The organism is Flavobacterium sp. ARAG 55.4 (assembly GCF_051846875.1).
GTDB lineage: Bacteria > Bacteroidota > Bacteroidia > Flavobacteriales > Flavobacteriaceae > Flavobacterium > Flavobacterium plantiphilum.
Map to the genome: position 1 here is coordinate 277600 of NZ_JBPYCT010000004.1, position 20737 is coordinate 298336.

20 protein-coding genes are annotated in these 20737 nt (G+C 34.6%); 5 read left to right on the forward strand and 15 right to left on the reverse strand.

Annotated elements, in window-relative coordinates; translation table 11 throughout:
* The first annotated feature begins 38 nt into the window (after positions 1-38).
* On the forward strand, positions 39-791 hold the full coding sequence (locus ACSV4D_RS06870; protein ID WP_439227628.1) for an SGNH/GDSL hydrolase family protein: 753 nt from the start codon (positions 39-41) through the stop codon (positions 789-791).
* A 56-nt stretch (positions 792-847) separates the two neighbouring features.
* On the opposite strand, the gene ACSV4D_RS06875 is transcribed toward ACSV4D_RS06870, so the two are convergent.
* The 8 genes from ACSV4D_RS06875 to ACSV4D_RS06910 form a co-directional block, all read right to left on the reverse strand.
* Positions 848-1165: a ferredoxin gene (locus tag ACSV4D_RS06875; protein WP_408081640.1), complete on the reverse strand. Its 318-nt coding sequence runs from the start codon at positions 1163-1165 to the stop codon at positions 848-850.
* Between the two features lie 76 nt (positions 1166-1241).
* A complete protein-coding gene (locus ACSV4D_RS06880) occupies positions 1242-1481 on the reverse strand; it encodes a NifU family protein (protein WP_408081639.1) in 240 nt (79 codons plus the stop codon).
* Positions 1482-1495: 14 nt separating this feature from the next.
* Complete coding sequence (locus ACSV4D_RS06885) at positions 1496-2623, reverse strand: P-loop NTPase (protein WP_408081638.1); 1128 nt, start codon at positions 2621-2623, stop codon at positions 1496-1498.
* Between the two features lie 179 nt (positions 2624-2802).
* On the reverse strand, positions 2803-3141 hold the full coding sequence (locus ACSV4D_RS06890; protein ID WP_439227629.1) for an MGMT family protein: 339 nt from the start codon (positions 3139-3141) through the stop codon (positions 2803-2805).
* On the reverse strand, positions 3138-4292 hold the full coding sequence (locus ACSV4D_RS06895; protein WP_439227630.1) for a hypothetical protein: 1155 nt from the start codon (positions 4290-4292) through the stop codon (positions 3138-3140). The genes ACSV4D_RS06890 and ACSV4D_RS06895 overlap by 4 nt, the downstream gene beginning before the upstream one ends.
* A 151-nt stretch (positions 4293-4443) precedes the next feature.
* Positions 4444-5079, reverse strand: a complete 636-nt coding sequence (locus tag ACSV4D_RS06900) for a LysE family transporter (RefSeq protein WP_408081635.1) — start codon at positions 5077-5079, stop codon at positions 4444-4446.
* Between the two features lie 37 nt (positions 5080-5116).
* Positions 5117-5794: a tRNA (guanosine(46)-N7)-methyltransferase TrmB gene (trmB, locus tag ACSV4D_RS06905; RefSeq protein ID WP_408081634.1), complete on the reverse strand. Its 678-nt coding sequence runs from the start codon at positions 5792-5794 to the stop codon at positions 5117-5119.
* A gap of 102 nt (positions 5795-5896) precedes the next feature.
* A complete protein-coding gene (locus ACSV4D_RS06910; RefSeq protein ID WP_408081633.1) occupies positions 5897-7261 on the reverse strand; it encodes an ammonium transporter in 1365 nt (454 codons plus the stop codon).
* A 303-nt stretch (positions 7262-7564) separates the two neighbouring features.
* Between ACSV4D_RS06910 and ACSV4D_RS06915 the strand changes: the two genes are divergently transcribed.
* A complete protein-coding gene (locus ACSV4D_RS06915) occupies positions 7565-9145 on the forward strand; it encodes a L,D-transpeptidase family protein (protein ID WP_439227631.1) in 1581 nt (526 codons plus the stop codon).
* A 57-nt stretch (positions 9146-9202) separates the two neighbouring features.
* On the opposite strand, the gene ACSV4D_RS06920 is transcribed toward ACSV4D_RS06915, so the two are convergent.
* The 4 genes from ACSV4D_RS06920 to ACSV4D_RS06935 all read right to left on the reverse strand — a co-directional run bounded on the left by ACSV4D_RS06920 (position 9203) and on the right by ACSV4D_RS06935 (position 14678).
* Complete coding sequence (locus ACSV4D_RS06920) at positions 9203-9517, reverse strand: HPF/RaiA family ribosome-associated protein (RefSeq protein ID WP_408081631.1); 315 nt, start codon at positions 9515-9517, stop codon at positions 9203-9205.
* A gap of 123 nt (positions 9518-9640) precedes the next feature.
* Positions 9641-11713 carry a prolyl oligopeptidase family serine peptidase gene (locus ACSV4D_RS06925; RefSeq protein ID WP_439227632.1) on the reverse strand — a complete coding sequence of 691 codons (2073 nt, stop codon included), beginning with the start codon at positions 11711-11713 and terminating at the stop codon, positions 9641-9643.
* A 158-nt stretch (positions 11714-11871) separates the two neighbouring features.
* Positions 11872-14130 carry a TonB-dependent receptor gene (locus ACSV4D_RS06930; RefSeq protein WP_439227633.1) on the reverse strand — a complete coding sequence of 753 codons (2259 nt, stop codon included), beginning with the start codon at positions 14128-14130 and terminating at the stop codon, positions 11872-11874.
* Between the two features lie 200 nt (positions 14131-14330).
* Positions 14331-14678 (reverse strand): hypothetical protein, encoded by a 348-nt coding sequence (locus ACSV4D_RS06935; protein ID WP_439227634.1) that lies wholly within the window; start codon positions 14676-14678, stop codon positions 14331-14333.
* A gap of 258 nt (positions 14679-14936) precedes the next feature.
* Between ACSV4D_RS06935 and ACSV4D_RS06940 the strand changes: the two genes are divergently transcribed.
* The 3 genes from ACSV4D_RS06940 to ACSV4D_RS06950 all read left to right on the forward strand — a co-directional run bounded on the left by ACSV4D_RS06940 (position 14937) and on the right by ACSV4D_RS06950 (position 16299).
* On the forward strand, positions 14937-15434 hold the full coding sequence (locus ACSV4D_RS06940) for a Panacea domain-containing protein (protein ID WP_439227635.1): 498 nt from the start codon (positions 14937-14939) through the stop codon (positions 15432-15434).
* The gene (locus ACSV4D_RS06945; protein ID WP_439227636.1) at positions 15427-15867 is read left to right on the forward strand and encodes a hypothetical protein; all 441 of its coding nucleotides are present in this window, start codon (positions 15427-15429) and stop codon (positions 15865-15867) included. Before ACSV4D_RS06940 ends, ACSV4D_RS06945 begins: the two co-directional genes overlap by 8 nt.
* A 141-nt stretch (positions 15868-16008) precedes the next feature.
* On the forward strand, positions 16009-16299 hold the full coding sequence (locus ACSV4D_RS06950; protein ID WP_439227637.1) for a helix-turn-helix domain-containing protein: 291 nt from the start codon (positions 16009-16011) through the stop codon (positions 16297-16299).
* A 179-nt stretch (positions 16300-16478) separates the two neighbouring features.
* On the opposite strand, the gene ACSV4D_RS06955 is transcribed toward ACSV4D_RS06950, so the two are convergent.
* The 3 genes from ACSV4D_RS06955 to ACSV4D_RS06965 form a co-directional block, all read right to left on the reverse strand.
* On the reverse strand, positions 16479-17474 hold the full coding sequence (locus tag ACSV4D_RS06955) for an aspartate-semialdehyde dehydrogenase (RefSeq protein WP_439227638.1): 996 nt from the start codon (positions 17472-17474) through the stop codon (positions 16479-16481).
* Positions 17475-17658: 184 nt separating this feature from the next.
* Positions 17659-18096, reverse strand: coding sequence for a large-conductance mechanosensitive channel protein MscL (mscL, locus tag ACSV4D_RS06960; RefSeq protein WP_408081624.1), 438 nt, complete (start codon positions 18094-18096; stop codon positions 17659-17661).
* A gap of 88 nt (positions 18097-18184) precedes the next feature.
* Complete coding sequence (locus ACSV4D_RS06965) at positions 18185-20629, reverse strand: bifunctional UDP-N-acetylmuramoyl-tripeptide:D-alanyl-D-alanine ligase/alanine racemase (protein WP_439227639.1); 2445 nt, start codon at positions 20627-20629, stop codon at positions 18185-18187.
* Positions 20630-20737 lie beyond the last annotated feature (108 nt).

A 20737-nucleotide genomic window follows, 5' to 3' on the forward strand; every position in this document is an offset into this window, starting at 1 on the left:
AAAAAAACGTAACTATTATTAAAATCAATTTCATTACCATGAGAACGACCTTAAAAATAATAGTTACGTTTTTTAGTTATATGCTAACAACAGCCTGTAGCAGTGAAAATCCTAATATGCAATCAAGCGCTCCGCCACCACCTGTAAATAATTCTTCTTTAGAACTTCCTACACAATCCGGAACCATAAATTATCTTGCATTGGGTGATAGCTACACCATCGGTCAAAGTGTATGTACCACTTGCCGGTTTCCCGAACAATTAAAACAGTCTTTAAGAAATATTAATCTGCAAAATAATTTTTCATTAGAAATAATTGCTCAGACCGGATGGACAACAAACGACCTAATCTCAGCAATTGAATCTAAAAAACCAACAACCAAATACGATTTAGTTACTCTATTGATAGGGGTAAACAATCAATACCAACGAAAGAATTTTAGCCTTTATGAAAAAGAATTTCCTGAATTAGTAACTAAAGCTATTAGTCTTGCCAAGGGAGACAAAACCAATGTAATTGTGATTTCTATACCTGATTATGCCTATACACCCTTTGGACAAAGCTATGGCAATCCCGCTACTATTTCAACTGAAATTGATCGTTATAATGCTTTTGCAAAATCCTATTGTGAAAGTAATGGAATTCTGTTCCTTAATATTACCGATATTAGCCGTCAAGGGTTAAATAATACTAGTTTAGTAGCCAATGATGGCTTACACCCATCAGAATCTGCATATCATTTATTTACTGAGCGACTGCTTCCAAAAGCTGTTGCTGTATTAAAAAACTAAAATCGGCTGTTTCTCATTAGAAAAACAGCCGATTTTAATTTATTGGAACGATTTTTTTAACTCTCAGGAGCTAATTCCAGTTCAAGACCTTCTAAGTCAACCGTAATTGGAATTTGACAACCTAAACGACTATTTGACTTCACATAAAATGCTTCAGAAAGCATTGCTTCTTCATCTTCACCCATTTCCGGCAAACTCACATCATTTAGAACATAACACTGACAGGATGCACACATTGCCATTCCTCCGCAGGTACCTTCTACAGGTAATTCATAAGCTTTACAAAGTTCCATGACATTCATTGCCATATCAGTAGGAGCTTGTAATTCATGAACAACTCCTTCTCTATCTTTGATTTTTATTAATACATCCATTTTTACTATTTGGAATTGATTGATTTAATATATAACAGTCTTAGCAAATAATTCGTTACGGCAAAACCAGCCTTTTTTACAAGATATTTACAACAGTTTCTATTTGCGGAGCATACTTTTTAATTGTAGTTTCCACACCCGCCTTAAGCGTCATTTGATTGACACTACAATTAGTACACGCTCCTTCAAGACGCACTTTTACATGCTTATCATCTTCAATAGAAATAAGACTGATATTACCTCCGTCTGACTCTAAAAAAGGTCGGATTTCATCAAGCGCCTTTTGAACTTCAATTGTTAATTCTTCTGTTGTCATTTTCTTCTATTAAATTATTTTTTAACTGCTGAACAACCAGCCATTGTAGTAATCTTTATTGCTTCTGTAGCCGGCAGACTTTCGTTTCTTGCTACAGTTTCTTCAACCACATTTCGTGTTATATTTTCAAAAACAGTTTCGATTACCGAACCTGTTTGTAATGCTGCAGGACGACCATAATCCCCGGCTTCACGAATAGACTGAACAATCGGAACTTCTCCTAAGAAAGGAACATTTAAATCCTCAGCAAGATTTTTAGCACCTTCCTGCCCAAAAATATAATACTTATTGTTTGGCAATTCTTCAGGTGTAAAATAAGCCATATTTTCGATAATTCCCAATACAGGTACATTGATAGCCTCCGACATAAACATCGAAACTCCTTTTTTGGCATCAGCCAAAGCAACTGCCTGCGGCGTACTCACTACAACAGCTCCGGTTACCGGAAGAGACTGCATAATCGAAAGGTGAATATCACCTGTTCCAGGCGGCAAATCAATTAACATAAAATCTAATTCGCCCCAGTCAGCATCAAAAATCATCTGATTCAAAGCTTTAGAAGCCATAGGACCTCTCCAGATTACGGCCTGACTAGGAGATGTAAAAAATCCTATTGAGAGCATCTTTATCTCATAACTCTCAATCGGCTTCATTTTTGATTTCCCATCTACCTGAATCGAAATAGGCTTTTCATTTTCAACATCAAACATAATTGGCATTGAAGGACCGTAGATATCGGCATCAAGTACACCAACACTAAATCCCATTTTAGCCAGACTTACTGCTAAATTAGCGGTAACAGTAGATTTCCCTACTCCTCCTTTTCCGGAAGCAACAGCAATGATATTTTTAATTCCGGGAATGGCTTTCCCCTTGATTTCCGGTTTTTCCGGAACTTCTACTTTTATATTGACTTTAATCCTGGCTTCAGCAGCAACAAGGTTATGAATTGTTTTTTTAATATCGTCCTCTGCACGTTTCTTAATATGCATCGCCGGGGTATTTAGCACCAAATCAACTACTACCTCATCTCCAAAAGTGATTACATTGCTAACAGCACCGCTTTCTACCATGTTTTTTCCTTCTCCGGCAATAGTAATGGTTTCTAATGCTTTAAGAATTTCTTTTCTGTCTAATTTCATTACTAAGTATACTGTTTTTCAATTGCTGTTTTCAGTTAAACAGCTTATTTTATTTAAACTGATTTGAGATTGCAAAGATAAGAGATTAAGTTCTTAATTTAAAGTATTTAAATTGTAATTATTGATACAGAAATTAGTTCTAACTATAAACCGCTTAACTGTGATTTTATGCTTTTTATTCAGTTGTTTAATTCTTCAGGATTCCAGAATACTTTTTCAAAATCAATAATTTGATTATCAGCGACTTTTACCCCTTCGTTTTCCAGTAATTGCTGCATCAAATTTGTCCCGTCAAAATGGAATTTGCCTGTCAGCAATCCTCTGCGGTTTACCACCCGATGTGCAGGAACATCTTCCATAGAATGTGACGCATTCATTGCCCAGCCTACCATCCTTGCCGAACGTGCTGCTCCAAGAAATTTTGCTATAGCTCCATAAGACGTTACTCTTCCGTGAGGTATTTGTTTAACTACTTCATACACTCTCTCAAAAAAATTTGTATTCTCTGAATTTTTCATGTTTTTTGAACGATTGTGTTATATTCCTGAGGACTAACATCTGTTATTTCTTTAAAACTAATCAAAAACGCACTGTAAGAAGGAAAACCTGTTTTTTCAGACAAAGATTCTATTGTATTCAAATTTAAATATCCTGATTCAATTAAACTAATCGTATCATAAACCCGGACTGTCTTTTTAAATTCAATAAAATTGATACTGCAGTGGTATTTAAAAAGATATATCAAATGGCTTTTAGGAATTTCTAAACGAATAGCAAAATCCCGCATTGAAACACAAGGATTTCTAAAACAAAAATGCTCTAAAGCCATTATTTCAACTTTGCGTATATACGCCGGTAAATTATTCTCCACACGTTCTTTTAGCTGCCAATCCTCATTATTAATCATTGCACCCTCATGAGAAATGATCCAAAAATCATCAAAAACCAATTCAAAATTATCTTTGGCTTCTTCTTTATCCAGGTGCTTATAAGTTATAAACAAAACCTCGTCTGTCAATAGAATTTTAAAGAACAAAACACAACTGATAACAGCCGAAATCCACAAATAACTTGTTCCATGAGAAAAACCCGAAATAAAGACATCAATCAAAAGCGAAACTTCTAAACGAAGGATAAATAAAAAACTAACTGTAAAAAAAAAGAAGGTCCAGTTTCTGATCAATATTTTTTGCCTGTCAACAATGAGAACTTTAGCTTTTCTGAACCATACTTTATTTTTCAATTCAATATAACTCAAAAGCAAATAATAAAAAGGAATTAGTAAGAACAGAAGATAAAAATAGAATTTCAAAAAAGGAGCATACAGATGAATCAGAATATTAGAAAAACCAAACAGTACAGGAATAATAAAATAACGCAAATCTTCAACAGAAAAATTTTTCTTATTGACAACCAGATTCTTAAAATACAAATAAATACACGGAAATACAATACAACCAAAAGAGCGAACAGCACAGGCAATTCTGTCGTCGAAAGAGAAAGGCATTAAATTATAAATTCCGGAGATAAGAAAGCGTACAGAGATAAATAAAAATAAAACTAAAAGATAAAAATTTACTTTTCTATTCAGCTTATACTGTGTTACTATAACAGTAAATGTCAGAACTCCTAACAAACCTGTTACAAAAAACACAAGACTTAAAAACATATTCGATCAGAATTTCTTAGGATAAAAAATTAAAGATATAAAATAATCCAACTTTCCTGTTAACCTAAAAAAAACATTCGCCATAAAACCAAAAAAACCGTCAATACGATAATATTAACTTTATTTTAAATACGTAAATTCTTAAAAAGGCTTAGTTTAAATAATGTTCTAAAATATTAATTAAAGTGATTACTGAAATAATTCCTGTAATACATCCAATAATAGTATTCATGTTTTTAAGCAGATAATCCGCTTTTCTTTCTATCTTTTCAAAAAAGATAATATAAAAATAAAAGACCAGGGCTGAGCCTAAAACCGCTCCGCTGACAAAAAGAAAAACAGATGTAACATCAAATGAAAAAAGTGCATACGAAGACAATGATATACTCACAAAAACATAATACGGAACCGGAAAAAAGTTGAGCGCAGAAAGCAGCATTCCAAGAAAAAAGCGCTTTTTCTCGCTATACTTTTTTATTTTAGGTTGCTTGATCTTAGGTTTTTTGGCTATCCATAAAAAATAAACCGTTAGTGTCCCAAATATTCCAAACCCTACTTCCCGTAATAATAAAATAATATCCGGACGTGTATTTATAATCCGTGCAAACAATACTGCCAGATATACCTGCACAAAAATAACAACAATAGCACCAGAAACAAACCAGAAAGCATTCCGCCTCCCTTCTTTCATTCCTACTTTAGCAGCTGTCATGTTTAGCAAACCCGGAGGAGTAATTCCTATAAAAGCCGAAATAAAACCAGAAAACAAGGATATAATTAAATTCATAAGCCTATTTATAGGAAGTCTGAAAGAAACAGAGCAATTAATCTTTTATTTTAAAACGAATATAAGTAATTGCTTTATTAATTTCCAGATATTGTTTTTCATAAAATGTCTGAAAAGCGGTTACTTCCTCTGGACTGCCTGAGTTCACATAAACATTATGATTGGCATATAAAACTTCGTGACCTTCACCATGAAGCAATCCCAAAGTATAACCGTGCATAAATTCGCTATCGGTTTTCAGATTGACCACTCCTTCTTTTTTAAGGATTTTTTTATACAGTTGTAAAAACTGTGAATTAGTCATTCGGTGTTTTGTACGTTTGTATTTTATTTGAGGATCCGGAAAAGTAATCCAGATTTCATCTACTTCATTTTCAGCAAAAATATGATTGATCAATTCAATCTGTGTACGAACAAAGGCCACATTATGTAAACCGGTTTCAACAGCAGTTTTAGCTCCACGCCAAAAACGAGCACCTTTAATATCAATTCCGATAAAATTTTTATCAGGATACCTTTCGGCCAGACCCACAGAATATTCTCCTTTGCCACAACCTAATTCCAACACTAAAGGATTGTCATTCTTGAAAAAATCAGCATTCCATTTCCCTCGTAAAGGAAAAGCATTACTGACAACTTCTTCTCTTGTTGGCTGAAAAACATTATTGAATGTTTCGTTCTCTTTGAATCGTTTTAACTTATTTTTACTTCCCACTGTTTTTTAAATATTTGAGCAAAATTAAACAAATAAATAAGACCTGGGGCAAGCTTTTATAAATAAAAACCTGCCCCAGCTTAATAAGGTATTTAAACAACTTTATTCAGCGCATTCAATTGGGAAAAGCGTTTCATCATGTTGTGATAAATCCAAACCTATAATTTCGTTTTCCTCTGACACACGCATCGGAATAATTTTATTAGTAATTTTAAAAAGAATATAAGCTCCAAAAAAAGTATAAATTGAAACCAGTAACAAAGCAGTCATGTGATGCCCAAAAACTCCCCAACCTCCATGTAACAAGCTTGCATCTTCACCATGAGCAAAAATTGCGGTCAGAATCATCCCCATAATCCCTCCTACTCCGTGACAGGCAAAAACGTCCAGTGTATCATCAATTCCTTTTAAATATTTAGAATATACAACTAAATTAGAAACTAATGCTGCCACAAAACCAAAAAACATACTCTCAGGAACCGAAACAAAACCCGCAGCAGGTGTAATAGATACCAGTCCTACTACAGCACCAATACAAGCACCAAGAGCGGAAACCTTTCTACCATTGATTCTGTCAAAAAAGATCCAGGTAAGCATAGCCGCCGCCGAAGCGGTAGTTGTTGTCCCAAAAGCCATTGCGGCAACACCATTTGCTTCCATAGAGGAACCGGCATTAAAACCAATCCATCCAAACCAAAGCATTCCCGTTCCTAATAAAACAAAAGGAATATTTGTGGGTACATGATTGCTGTTTTTTCTTTTTCCCAGAACAATAACCCCAGCTAATGCCGCAAAACCGGCACTCATATGCACTACTGTTCCTCCGGCAAAATCCTTAACTCCAAAGAAAGAACCTAAAATCCCTGTTGGGTACCAGACAGCGTGACATAATGGAGAATATATAAAAATACTGAACAGGCAAATAAACAATAAATACGAAATAAAACGCACACGCTCTGCAAAAGAACCTGTTATAATTGCCGGAGCAATAACTGCAAATTTCATTTGAAATAAGGCAAAAAGCATAAAAGGAACTGTTTTTGCAATTTCTTTATGAGGCAAAACCCCAACATAATCCATGAAAGTAAAAGTAGACGGATCACCCACAAAACTGTAAAAACCATCTCCTATCTGAATTCCAAGAGGTTCTCCAAAAGCCATACTAAAACCCACCACAACCCAGATTAAAGTTACTACGCCCATACAGATGAAACTTTGCAACATGGTTGAAATGACGTTTTTCTTTCCTACCATTCCTCCATAAAAAAAGGCTAAACCAGGTGTCATAATCAAAACCAGACAGCAGGAAGTAAGCATCCAGGCCACATCAGCCGGTATAATCTGATCGATAGTTCCAAATTGTGAATGAACATTTTCAGGTTCCAAAGGTACCTGCCAAAAAAGTCCTGAAATACAAACAATACTAATAACGACAAAAGAAATGATCCAACGTTTCTCTATTTTCATATTTTTTTAACTTTAACCCATTAATTTTGGGGGCAAATTTAAAAATATTTTACATTTCAGCCTAAATAGGGCAGAAAATAAGAAACTCTACAACAAACAACCCCTTTTCAACTTTCCAGAGAAAATTTTAATATAAAAAATTATCAATTTTAAGGATTTTTTATGTTTTCAATGCGAAAAACATTTTTACAAATTGTAAAATTTAAGTAAAAACGAACTCAGCGTTTAAAAAATATAAAAAAAAGTTGTAAATTTTCATTATCTATATTTCATCTATTATAAAAGCCTCAAAATAATTCCTGCATGACAAAAAAAATTACTCTGTTTCCAATTATCATTCTGCTCATCTTAATTACATTGTTCTCATGCAAGAAAAAACCGGAGGTAAAACCATCCAGTGTTGCAGCTGAAGTGGAAGAATACCAAAGAACTTTTGACAGTACAGCGGTTGATTCTTTCTTTGATTCCTATCCATTATTAAAAAAATATCAAGCCGATGTAAAACAGCTATACAGGAAACATCAATACCATTATGTATGGTTTGACAAAAAAGGTATCAATGAATTTGCCTATCTCTTATATGATAAAACCAATAATCTAAAAGAGGAAGGGGTAGAAACCAATGTACCTTATAAAGAAACATTTGAAGAAATTCATAACAAACCGGTCGAAAAGCAGAAGCCCAGCATTGAAACTGAACTGCTACATTCCTGTTTGTATTTTTTTTATACCATGAATGTATATGAAGGTTTAGATTCTGAAAAATCAAAAGAAGTAGAATGGTATATACCCCGAAAAAAACAATCGTATATTAGTTATCTGGATTCCCTTTTAACCAATCCTTCATTGATTAATAAAGAAGAAAAAAATCTTATTGGTCAGTATTTTTTATTAAAAAAAGCACTTCAGCAATACCGAAAATTAGAAAAACAAGGCGGCTGGAATGCTATTGACACAGATACCAGCTTTAACTCTTACCAGATAGGAGACAGTGCTCAGGCAATTGCAGCAATTAGAAAACGACTATTTATATCTAATGATATTTCAAACAATTCCGGCAGTGCCGTGTATGACAAGGAATTATCCGAAGGAATAAAAAGCTATAAACAAAGGAGAGGTTATCTGGTTAACAGTAAAATCACTAAAAGTCTAATTGCAGATTTGAATATTCCTGTAAGCGAGCGCATTAAAACTATTATAATCAATATGGAACGTTGCCGCTGGGTTTCAGGCGACATCCCTAAATCAAAAGAATTAATTGCTATTAATATTCCTGCTTTTCAATTATCATATTTCAAAAATCAGAAAGTAGTTTTACGTTCAAAAGTTGTAGTGGGAAAAACCATGAATAAAACGGTTATTTTTAGCGCTCCCATGAAATATATTGTTTTTAGTCCGTACTGGAATATCCCTTCCAGTATTAAGAAAAATGAAATTCTTCCCGGAATAGCAAAAAATCCAAATTATCTTGCTGAACACAATATGGAATGGAACGGAAATAATATCAGACAAAAACCAGGTCCAAAAAATTCACTGGGATTAATTAAGTTTTTATTTCCGAATTCTAATGACATTTACCTGCATGACACGCCAGCGAAGAGTCTTTTTGAAAGAGAAACCCGCGCTTTTAGTCATGGCTGTATCCGTCTTGCCAAACCTAAAGAATTAGCTGTCGAAATCCTGAAAGATAATCCGGACTGGACTCCTGAAAAAATTGAAGAGGCTATGAATAGCGGCAAGGAAACCTGGTATACGCTAAAAAGAAAAATTCCGGTTTACATTGGCTATTTCACTGCCTGGGTAGATAATGAAAATCAGATTCACTTTTATGATGATATTTATAAAAGAGATGAAAAACTGGCTTCTCTATTATTTGAAAAATAAGAAAGGCAGCTACATTATGTAACTGCCTTTTGTTGCTCTCTAAATGAAAACTAATATTTAATGTACTTTTTGTTTATCAAAAGTAGTCGTAAGCGTCTTCTTTATTTTTGCCAATGCACCGCTAAAAGCTTTTTCAACTGTATCCGCATGCTCTGTAACCACAATAGGCTGCAGCTTTGCAGGTCTGACTTCAATTAAACAACGCTTATCATTAACGCCAAACTTATCGCTATTTTCATCTCCTACATGCACTTCAATACGGGTGATTTTTTCTTCAAAACGGGCTAATTCTTTTTCTAATTCAGCAGAAAAATAAGCTTCTGCTCTCTGATGTCCTTCTACGTTTTTATCTGTATTAAATTGTATTTTCATAGTATAATTTATTTTATGATTGTCTCTCAAAGTTAACTAACCCTAATTCAAAAAGCGAATATATTAATAAAACATTATGAATAAATATACAGGCAACTCCAACTACAGCTATTCTGGATTTCTTTATTTTGGCAGCGAATTAAATCCCATATTAAATAGTGTAAAAGCCTGAATGTCGACATTTTCCTGTATCGTTGCCGCAACTGATTTTCCGGCTCCATGCCCCGCTTTAACATCAATCCGAATTAAAACAGGATTGTTTCCGGATTGTTTCGATTGCAATTCGGCAGCAAATTTAAAACTGTGTGCCGGCACTACTCTGTCATCATGATCCCCGGTTGTAATCATCGTAGCGGGATAGCTAACACCTTTTTTAATATTATGCAAAGGCGAATAGGCTTTTAGATATTCGAACATTGCTTCGCTGTCCTGAGCGGTTCCGTAATCATAAGCCCAGCCCGCTCCTGCGGTAAACGTATGGTAACGCAACATATCCAAAACACCAACAGCAGGCAAAGCCACCTTAGCCAAATCAGGTCGCTGTGTCATTACAGCTCCCACCAGCAAACCGCCATTCGAACCTCCGCGAAGAGCCAGAAAATCAGAAGACGTATATTTTTCAGCAATCAGGTATTCGGCGGCAGCGATGAAATCGTCAAAAACATTTTGTTTTTGCATCTTGGTTCCCGCATCGTGCCATTCCTTTCCGTATTCTCCACCGCCACGTAAATTTGGAATAGCTAAGATCCCTCCGTTTTCCATCCATACCGCATTTGCTATGCTAAAAGTTGGGGTCAGACTAATATTAAATCCACCGTAACCGTACAAAATAGTTGGATTTTTTCCGTCTAATTTCAATCCTTTTTTATGTGTAATGAGCATTGGAATTCGGGTTCCGTCTTTCGAAGTATAAAAAACCTGATTGGACTCGTACTCTTCCGATTTGAATTCAGCTTTCGATTTTTGATATATAACTGACTCACCAGAGTTTGGCTCTAAAGCAATAATAGTCCCTGGCGTAATATAATTGGTAAAAGTATAATACACTTTTTTATCCTTTTTCTTTCCGCTAAAACCGTCAGCCGTTCCCAATCCCGGAAGTTGAATTTCGTGCACTAATTTCCCTGAATAATCATATTGTTTCACTACCGAAACCGCATCTTTCATATAATGTGCAAAAATGTATCCGCTACAGGTAGTCGGTTCCAGAACCTGAGTAGTTTCCGGAATTAAATTTTTCCAGTTTTCCGGTTTAGGATTACTGGCATCAACCGTTACAATTCGCTTATTAGGAGCATCCCTATCGGTCACAATCAACAACTTTGTTCCCTCGTTATCAATAACGGTATTATCACTATTAAAATCAGCAACAACAGTAACAATTGGGCTATCAGCTTTAGACAAATCCTGAATATACAATTCATTTCCATAGGTAGAAGTAGCGGCTGTAATAACCAAATAGCGGTCGTCTTCAGTAACAGCTCCACCTACATAGCGTCTTTTTTGGCTTTCGCCAAAGATAATTTTATCTTCTTTTTGAGGAGTCCCGAGTTTATGAAAATACAATTTATGCTGATCGGTTTTAGCCGATAATTCACTGCCTTCAGGTTTCTCGTAACTCGAATAATAAAAACCTTCATTCCCTTTCCAGGACAAACCACTGAATTTTATATCGACCAAAGTATCTTCTAAAATCTTCCTGCTCAAAGCATCCATGATGATGACTTTCCGCCAGTCACTGCCCCCTTCTGAAATGGAATAAGCCATTTTAGAACCGTCTTTAGAAAAAGCAAATTCACCCAAAGAAGTCGTTCCATCTTTTGAAAAAGTATTTGGATCCAAAAAAACAGTTTCATTCCCCTGCACGTCTTTTCGATACAAAACCGAATGATTTTGCAAACCGTTATTTTTAAAATAATAAGTAAAATCGCCTTCAATAAAAGGAGCTCCTATTTTTTCATAATTCCATAGTTTCTCCAATCTTTCTTTGAGTTGCTTTCGAAAAGGGATTTGTTCCAGATAAGCATTTGTTACTTTGTTTTCTGCCTTTACCCATGCAGCCGTTTCAGCTGAACGATCGTCTTCCAGCCAACGATACGGATCATTTACTTTTGTTCCAAAATATTCCTCTACAGTATTGTCTTTTCTGGTTTCCGGATAAATGATGGTTTTTAAATGGTGGGCAAATGATGTCATTACAGAACTGATAATTGTAGTTAAAATAATTGTTTTTTCATAGCAATCTCACTATTGATTTACACAAAAATAAGCATAAAAATACCACAGATTCACAGATTCCTTTTTAATCTGCAAATCTGCGGTAAATATTTCTGTATTCTTTTTGCTTAGAAAAATTATAAATTAAAATTCACGCCCAGAACAATGTTTCTTCCAATATTAGGAATCCCGTCTGTTTTTAATCTTGACAAGTGAGCAATGTATTTTTTGTCGAATAAATTATTGGCATTCAAATTGACATTGAACGCTGTTTTACCCAATTTTATATTTCCTCCCAAACCTAGATTCACTAAAGTATAACCATTAGAACCGGTTTCAAAACCGCTGACATTGTCCTGATTAAAAGTGGTATTTACATTCAAACTGGCAAATCCTTCTTCGAGCCAGTTCATAATTTTAAATTCGGTTCTGATGGTATTGTTCCAATTGTTTGCCGGAATTAAAGGTAAATAATCACCGTTTTCTTTTTTTCCCATTACGGTTTCAAAACTGGTTTCATAATGCAACCAATCTAATGGATGTGGATGAAAATGCAAACCTATTTCGCCTCCATATAATTTAGCATTGTCCTGAATATACTCAAAAACAGCATTGTCTTCCAGCTGCTCTCCGGTGGGCGAAGTATAAATATAATTGTTAATGTGATTGTAAAATCCATTAACAAAAAACTCAAAATGTGTATTTCCGTATTCTAAATTAATATCCGTTTGCAGATTTTGCTCCGTTTTTAAATTAGCGTTTCCTATCTCGAAACGATTCGTTCCATGATGCACACCATTAGAAGTCAACTCGGCCAAATTAGGTGCTCTAAAACCCGAAGCCACATTCATACGCAACACTAATGTTTTGGAAAGATTTGTTTTATATCCTAACGAAGCATTTACACTATTGAAAGATCGGTTCAGGGCATCAAAATCGCCACCATGATGTTCATGCTCATGTCCTTCTTCTGTTTCTTCATCATGATGTTCATGTTCTTCTCCGGCTTCGTGTGCCAAAGATTTCAAATTACGATTATCAAAACGCAATCCTGCCTGCAAAACACTTGTTCCCCATTCGTAATTCACCGTTCCAAAAACACCAAAATCATTCGTAGTAGCATCCGGAATCAAATATTCTTCTCCACGGTTTTTATTGGTTTGGTGCATTCCCTGAATTCCTAAAACCGTTTCAAAACGACCTAGTTTAGGCAAATGGTATTTTGCATTGTAATTATAGGTATTCAACAACATGTCTAAAGAAGCCTCATTGCCATTTTCATATTCCATACGGTTGTTAGAAATATAACCTAAATCGACATCTAATTTTGAATTGCCAAAATAAATCACATTATTCAAACTCAATAAATGATTGTACACTTCCTGACGGGGAGATTCAGGATCTTTACTGTAAGTTTGCTCCGCCAGACCTTCTTCGGGAATTCCTAAATCCAGTTTATTAAAATTGTATCGGACAACAGTAGAAAATTTGCTGTTATTGTATCCTATTCCGGTTTTAAAATCGGTTTCATTGTAACGGCTATTAGTCACCCGGTCTCCCTGTCCGGATTTATAATCAGAATGCGTATTGTGAGTTCCTCTGGCTAAAAATTTCCAGTTATCTGTTGATGTTTTCAGTCCCACTGAAGCATTGCTTCCCAATGTATTGCTGAAATACTTCTGATTAAAGTTAGCCTTAAAAGTATGCGCATCGGCAAATTTTTCAGGATTAAAATACAAAACCCCTCCCATAGCATCCGAACCGTATAATAACGAAGCCGGTCCTTTGATAACCTCAACACTTTCGATTCCGGCATCATTTAATCCCAAACCATGCTCCGCCCCAAACTGCTGGTTTTCGATACGAACACCCTGTGAATACACTAAAACACGATTCCCACTCAAACCACGAATTACCGGTTTACCTATCGAAGTTCCTGTCGAAATTTGTGAAACTCCCGGAATTGTTGCCAAACCTTCAATCAAAGTAGAAGTCCCTTTTTGCTGTAAACTTTCAATACTTTCATGTTCTACTTTCATTACGTTTTGCGACTGCATTTTATTAAAAGGAGTAGAAACAATTACCTCGTCAATCTCCAGAATAGCATTTTCCATTTGGATATTCACAATGGTATTTTTAGTGAGTTTTTCAATCCATTGATTTATAGTCTTAAAACCCACATAAGAAAAAGCGATTCTGAAACTTCCGTTAGGCAAATTTTTAAAAGCGTATTTTCCATCAGCATCAGTAGTAGTTCCTTTGTGCAATTCCGGAATATAAACAGAAGCCCCAATAATAGGTTGATTTGAAATATCGGTTACGATTCCTGAAACGGTATTTTGAGCCTGCAACATAGCCGAAACGCCCAGAAACAGGGCTATTATATATTTTTTCATTGAAAATGATTGTTGTGTTTTACAAAAAGATGAAGCCAAGTAGATATCCGTTATCACCACGGACAAAACGAATTTAACAGATTAGCACTGATGACCAAAAAGATTTCATACAGATTAAATCTGTATTTATCCGTTATATCAGTATAATCTGTGGGCTGAAATTTTATTTAGCAATTAGCTTAATTAATAAAAAAAGTGTTTTACACAAAATATGGAGGACCGCGGTGAGCAAACAAACTCCCTGAGAAGGAAAAAATTTCTTTTGGATTAGTAGCGAAAAAAGGAATCGCCCGGAAATCAGAAAAGAAATGGTAACTTATAAATTTTGGATACAAACAACTCCCAAAAGCAAACTGACAAATGGCACAATGCTCAACTATTTTGTGCTCATGAGTGAGTTCTGACTTATTCCTTGTGGAATCGTGCTGGCAGAATTTATGAGAAAGTTGTTCTTCTAAATGCTCATAACTATGAAAAGACTGGAACAGTACCGAGAACAATACTACTATCGCAAGTATGACACTATATTGAATTTGCTTTCTTTTCATTGGTTGCAAAGGTAAGCTGTGGGATTAAGAAATCCAAGGTGGGCTGATTTTGATTTTTATTCAAAACGTTTTTTGAAAAATTTGTAAGAATATTTTAATATATTTGAAATGCTTTTTAGAGAAAAGAATTCCCATAGATTAAATATTTTTCCACCTTTATAAGTTGTATATGTTATCAATTAGCTATCATTGTCTATGTTACAAAAAATTCACATTAGTTTATAATAAATCTAAACAAATTATTTATAATTTTGCACTATGAACCAAATTAAAGAAATACAAATAACCAATGCTCAATTACTTGCAGATTTTATTTTGCAAGAATATGGCTCTATGTCACATTTAAAACTTCAAAAATTAATCTATTATTGTGATGCTTATCATTTAGCTTATTTCGACAACCAACTGGTTGAGCAACAGTTTGAAGCTTGGGTTCATGGTCCAGTATGCAGGGAAGTTTACAATAATTTAAAAGATACTTCATTATTATATTCTGACATTTCAATAGATTTAAAAGGTTCTAAATATGATCCCAAAAATGAGCTTACAAAAATCATAACAAGTAACCAATTTGAACTAATTAAAGATGTTCTAGATGAGCTTACAACTTGGACTGGATTAGAATTAGAAGATGCAACTCATAATGAATTACCATGGATTGAAGCCAGAAAAGGTTTTTCACCAGCCGAAAGGTGTACTAATGAAATTTCCAAAGAAACTATGAGAGTTTTTTATAAAGAGGAAATCAATGCCTAGTTTTAGGAAAGACAAACAAAAATCAATAATAAAATCCACTTTAGAATCTAAGAAATCTGTAAATGATAGTTCTGAAAATTTCAAAGTATCATTTCAATTTATTGACACTTCACAAAAATTTGGCTCAACTTTTAAAGATTGGCAAAAAAGTGGATTATTAGCTAAAATGTTAGAATGTTTTAGCGGTTACTGTTGTAATCAATTATTACAGCAAGTTGATGGAGATAAGTTTTCAATTTACGGAAACTTTCCACCAAAAGACAAGACCTTATTTTCTTTTCCTGAATTTGTTCCTGAAGATGCTAACTGGGCGAGAATCCATATAACCGGAAAAGTTGTTGTAATTGGACATATAGTAAAGGACACTTTTTATGTTGTCTTTCTAGACAAAACACATAAATTTTGGTTAACTAAAAGAATCACTGACAACTAAAAAATAACTACAGCAAATACTTGCGCTAAATTTTGATTCTTCTCAATGGCTTTCAAAAAAAACGCAAAAAACTCCAAAAAATGAGATTGAAAAAGCGTTATGATTAATGAACTCAGTATTATCAGGAAAAATCAAATGAACATGGAAACTAAAAGCTGGAAAGAAATTAAAGATACTGTTTACGGTGAAAAAGGAACCGGAAGACGCGACGAACTGGAACGGGATTTTGAAGGTTTTAAAATTGGTCTGCAATTAAAAAAAGCCCGTGAAGAAAAACATCTTACCCAAACAGAACTTGCTGAACGCATTGATAAAAAACGAGAATATATTTCCAGAATTGAAAATAACGGAAGTAACTTAACACTAAAAACGCTTTACGACATTGTAGAAAAAGGTTTTGGCGGAAAAGTTACTATCAATATTGAAATCTAAAATTTTCACAAAAAACATAAAAAAACCTTCCCCTGACCATTCAGATATACACAAACGTTAGCGCTGCATTGCATTCTGTGCCCAGCAAGATGTGATTGCTTCGCTGCGCTCGCAATGAATTTAACCCATAAAAAAAGCTTCTCAATCGAGAAGCTTTTCAGTTTATAGTTATTTAGTAATTACACTAAGTTGTTCGCTACTAAATATTCAGCAATTTGAATCGTATTAGTTGCAGCACCTTTTCTTAGGTTATCAGCAACAATCCACATGTTCAGGGTATTTGGTTGAGATTCGTCTCTTCTGATTCTACCTACAAACACATCATTTTTACCCTGGGCAAAAAGTGGCATTGGGTATTCAAACTCTTTTAAATTATCCTGAACCGTAACACCATCTGTTTCAGAAAGAATGTTTCTTACTTCGTTTACATCAAAATCATTTGAAAATTCCACGTTTACAGCCTCAGAGTGTCCACCTACGATTGGCACACGAACCGCAGTAGCCGTAACTGCAATAGTGTTATCGCTTAAGATTTTTTTAGTTTCGCGAACTAATTTCATCTCCTCTTTAGTGTATCCGTTTTCTTCAAAAACATCACATTGAGGAATTGCGTTGCGGTGAATTTGGTATTTGTAAGCCATATCTCCGTCAATTCCGGCATATTCGTTTTCTAATTGTTTTACTGCTTTCACACCCGTTCCGGTGATAGACTGATAAGTAGAAACGATAACTCTTTTTACATTGTATTTTTTATGTAAAGGCGCTAAGGCCAAAACCATCTGGATTGTAGAACAGTTTGGGTTAGCAATGATTTTGTCTTCTTTTGTTAATTGGTCTGCGTTAATTTCCGGAACAATTAATTTTTTAGTTGGATCCATTCTCCAGGCAGAAGAGTTGTCTACTACGGTGGTTCCTGCAGCAGCAAATTTTGGCGCCCACTCTAATGAAGTATCACCTCCTGCTGAGAATAAAGCAATTTCCGGTTTCATATCTACAGCAGTAGCTAATCCTACTACTTTATAAGTTTTCCCTTGAAATTCCATTTCTTTTCCAACTGAACGCTCAGAAGCTACAAGAATTAATTCGTCATTAGCAGTCACAAAATTTCTTTCTGCCAATACCTGTAACATTACTTCTCCAACCATACCGGTTGCACCAACAACTGCTATTTTCATATCTATATCTTTAGTTTTGTCTTTAGTTTTATTTTAAAAATCAAATTTCGAACTGCAAAAGTAATTAATATTCAAAGGAAAACAAGCGCGTTCACAAAAAGTAACAAAAAGTTATAAATATAACAAAAATAGAAAAACCATCCGCCGCAGCGGATGGTTTAGTTGAACATATAGTGAAGCGGTATTATCTTTTCTCTTTCAGCAAATCTCTAATCTGGATAAGCAATTCTTCCTGAGTAGGTCCGGCCGGTGGCGGTGGAGCAGCAGCAGCTTCTTTCTTTTTAGTTTGCTCGTAAGCCTTCAGCACTAAAAAAATACAAAAGCCGATAATTACAAAATCAAAAACCGTTTGAATGAAAGCTCCGTAATTAATGGATACTTCAGCAATTCCGGGTGCTATTTCGGCTCCATTTTCAACAACTGCCGGAGTACCTTCCTGCAGCACTATTTTTAAATTCTTAAAATCTACTTTACCTAATAACAGACCTATTGGAGGCATTAAAACATCATTAGTAAAAGAGGTTACTATTTTTCCAAAAGCTCCACCAACAATTACGGCTGTTGCCAAAGTTACTATTTCACCTTTCATCAAAAAGGCTTTAAAATCACTAAAAAATCCCATAGGTATCTTTGTTTTAAAATTGAACTTGATTGAAAATCTAAATTAACATATTTTTTAACAAAAAAAGCATTTTAAACTAAAAAATAAACTATCGATAGAATATCCGCTTGACTCTCTGAGAGATACTCGTTAAAACCTCATAAGGAATCGTATTCAGTTTCTGAGCGATATAGGAAACCGTTGGGCTTTCGCCAAAAATTATTACATCGTCGCCTTCTGCACAATCAATTTCAGTTACATTTACCATTAACATATCCATACATACGCTTCCTAAGATGAATGCTTTCTGATCTTTAATGGTTACAAACCCCACTCCATTTCCCCAGGCTCTCGAAATCCCATCGGCATAACCTATAGGTATAGTAGCCACCTTAGTCTGTTTATCAGCCATAAATCTACGACCATAACCCACACTATCACCAGCCGGAATAATTCTTATTTGAGAAATAATGGATTTTAATGTCCCTACATTTTCTAATTCTTTTTGTTCATTTTCATCATTTGAAACACCATATAAGCCAATACCTAAACGAACCATATCAAATTGCGCTTCAGAAAAATTACTGATTCCCGATGTATTTAAAATATGACGAATAGGATTAATTTCTAACTCTGTCATTATTTTGGCTGATAGTTTATCAAACAATTGTATTTGAGATTTAGCAAAATCAGAAAATTTTGGATCATCACTGGTAGCCATGTGCGACAGAATGCTTTGCACTTTAACCGTTGCATTTCCTTTTAATGTTGCAATCAATTCGTCTACTGTATTTTCTTCAAAACCCAAACGATGCATTCCTGTATCAACTTTAATGTGAATAGGAAAATGCTGCAGATTTTTTTGTTTGGCGATTTTAAGAAAAGCCTGCAAACCTTTTATACTATAAATTTCAGGCTCTAATCTATGCTGAATAATAGCTGAAAAACTGGTGCTTTCAGGATTTAGAACCATAATAGGCAATTTGATTCCGCCGTTTTTCAACGAAATTCCTTCATCGGCGAAAGCCACACCTAAATAATCCACTTTATGATGCTCGAGTAATTTGGCAATTTCGAGTCCGCCATTCCCATAACTAAAAGCTTTGACCATCACCATGATTTTTACGTTAGGTTTTAGCTTTGATTTAAAAAAGTTCAGATTGTAGCTAATCGCATTCAGATTGATTTCCAGAACAGTTTCATGGGTTTTTTCTTCTAATAAAGCTACGATTTCTTCAAACTGGAACGAGCGCGCTCCTTTTATCAAAATGCTTTCATTGGAGAAATCCAGCTTGTCAAAATTGGCAATAAAATCGGCAGTATTTTTGAATGTAATACAATTTGAAAATTGACCTTTAAACTCCGAAATAGTTTCTCCAATTCCGATTACCCGATTGATTTTATTCGAAATAATCAACTGCGCTACCTTTGCATACAATTGTTCATTAGGAAAACCACTTTGAAAAATATCGGAAAGAATGACTGTTTTCTTCTTAAATTTATTCTGACTTTCCAAAACGTCCAACGCTATTTTTAAAGACTGAAAATCCGAACTGTAACTGTCATCAATAATACTGCAATTGTTAATACCGTTTTTTACTTCCAGACGCATCTCTACCGGAAACAGCATTTCCATGCGCGATTGAATAACGCTGTTTTCATAACCAAAATACAGCAATACCATTAAACTGGAAACAGCATTTTCGACAGAAGCTTTATCAATAAAAGGAATTTTTAACTGGTAATTATTGTTTTTATAGGTATAGAATAATGTTGTTTGTTGGTTTTCAGTTTCTTTTCTAAATATAAAAACATCGGCATTCTCTTCTTTATAGCTCCACGAAAAAGGATTTGTTTTTGCAGAAATATATTTTTCAACTTCGTTGTGTTTTTGGTAAATCAAAACTACTGCGTTTTGAAACAACAACATTTTTTGTTGGATTTTTTCTTCTAAATTGGTGAATCCTTCATCGTGTGAAGAACCAATATTGGTCAAAACACCTATAGCAGGTCTGATGATTTTTTCCAGTTTATCCATTTCGTTCACGGTAGAAATTCCCGCTTCAAAAATTCCTAAATTGTGCTTTTCATTAATTGCAATTACCGACAAGGGAACGCCCACCTGTGAATTGTAACTTTTAGGACTTCGAATTACGTTATAATCAGGACTTAAAAGAAAATTAAGCCATTCTTTCACAATGGTTTTTCCATTACTACCCGTTAAACCAATAATTGGAAAATGAAAAAGACTGCGGTAATAAGCGGCAAATTGTTGCAACGCCACGAGCGTATTTTCGACAATTAAAAAGTTTGCCCGATTTTCGCAATCTTCAGGAATATGGGTAACAACAAAATTCTGAACTCCGTTATCAATTAACTCATTGATATAATGATGGGCATTATTATTAGGTCCCGTTAAAGCAAAAAACAGGGTGTGTTCGTTATTTTGCAACGACCGGCTGTCAATTGAGATATTATCAACAGCTGTTTCGGAATTTATGCCAATCCATTTGGCATTTAGGATAGTAATACTCTTTTTAATTGATATACTCATGGATTTAAAATAGGCTTAAAAAACTATGTTTCTTCAAAAGTAAGACTTCTTTTTAAATTGAAACCACACAGAGAGCGTTAAAAATAAGAGCACAGAATAATTCGGGTC

What these genes read in the sequence shown, in the direction of transcription:
- ACSV4D_RS06870 (WP_439227628.1), top strand. Translation starts at nt 39, where the DNA reads ATGAGAACGACCTTAAAAATAATAGTTACGTTTTTTAGTTATATGCTA.
- ACSV4D_RS06875 (WP_408081640.1), bottom strand. Translation starts at nt 1,165, where the DNA reads ATGGATGTATTAATAAAAATCAAAGATAGAGAAGGAGTTGTTCATGAA.
- ACSV4D_RS06880 (WP_408081639.1), bottom strand. Translation starts at nt 1,481, where the DNA reads ATGACAACAGAAGAATTAACAATTGAAGTTCAAAAGGCGCTTGATGAA.
- ACSV4D_RS06885 (WP_408081638.1), bottom strand. Translation starts at nt 2,623, where the DNA reads ATGAAATTAGACAGAAAAGAAATTCTTAAAGCATTAGAAACCATTACT.
- ACSV4D_RS06890 (WP_439227629.1), bottom strand. Translation starts at nt 3,141, where the DNA reads ATGAAAAATTCAGAGAATACAAATTTTTTTGAGAGAGTGTATGAAGTA.
- ACSV4D_RS06895 (WP_439227630.1), bottom strand. Translation starts at nt 4,292, where the DNA reads ATGTTTTTAAGTCTTGTGTTTTTTGTAACAGGTTTGTTAGGAGTTCTG.
- ACSV4D_RS06900 (WP_408081635.1), bottom strand. Translation starts at nt 5,079, where the DNA reads ATGAATTTAATTATATCCTTGTTTTCTGGTTTTATTTCGGCTTTTATA.
- ACSV4D_RS06910 (WP_408081633.1), bottom strand. Translation starts at nt 7,261, where the DNA reads ATGAAAATAGAGAAACGTTGGATCATTTCTTTTGTCGTTATTAGTATT.
- ACSV4D_RS06915 (WP_439227631.1), top strand. Translation starts at nt 7,565, where the DNA reads ATGACAAAAAAAATTACTCTGTTTCCAATTATCATTCTGCTCATCTTA.
- ACSV4D_RS06920 (WP_408081631.1), bottom strand. Translation starts at nt 9,517, where the DNA reads ATGAAAATACAATTTAATACAGATAAAAACGTAGAAGGACATCAGAGA.
- ACSV4D_RS06925 (WP_439227632.1), bottom strand. Translation starts at nt 11,713, where the DNA reads ATGACATCATTTGCCCACCATTTAAAAACCATCATTTATCCGGAAACC.
- ACSV4D_RS06930 (WP_439227633.1), bottom strand. Translation starts at nt 14,130, where the DNA reads ATGAAAAAATATATAATAGCCCTGTTTCTGGGCGTTTCGGCTATGTTG.
- ACSV4D_RS06935 (WP_439227634.1), bottom strand. Translation starts at nt 14,678, where the DNA reads ATGAAAAGAAAGCAAATTCAATATAGTGTCATACTTGCGATAGTAGTA.
- ACSV4D_RS06940 (WP_439227635.1), top strand. Translation starts at nt 14,937, where the DNA reads ATGAACCAAATTAAAGAAATACAAATAACCAATGCTCAATTACTTGCA.
- ACSV4D_RS06945 (WP_439227636.1), top strand. Translation starts at nt 15,427, where the DNA reads ATGCCTAGTTTTAGGAAAGACAAACAAAAATCAATAATAAAATCCACT.
- ACSV4D_RS06950 (WP_439227637.1), top strand. Translation starts at nt 16,009, where the DNA reads ATGGAAACTAAAAGCTGGAAAGAAATTAAAGATACTGTTTACGGTGAA.
- ACSV4D_RS06955 (WP_439227638.1), bottom strand. Translation starts at nt 17,474, where the DNA reads ATGAAAATAGCAGTTGTTGGTGCAACCGGTATGGTTGGAGAAGTAATG.
- mscL (WP_408081624.1), bottom strand. Translation starts at nt 18,096, where the DNA reads ATGGGATTTTTTAGTGATTTTAAAGCCTTTTTGATGAAAGGTGAAATA.
- ACSV4D_RS06965 (WP_439227639.1), bottom strand. Translation starts at nt 20,629, where the DNA reads ATGAGTATATCAATTAAAAAGAGTATTACTATCCTAAATGCCAAATGG.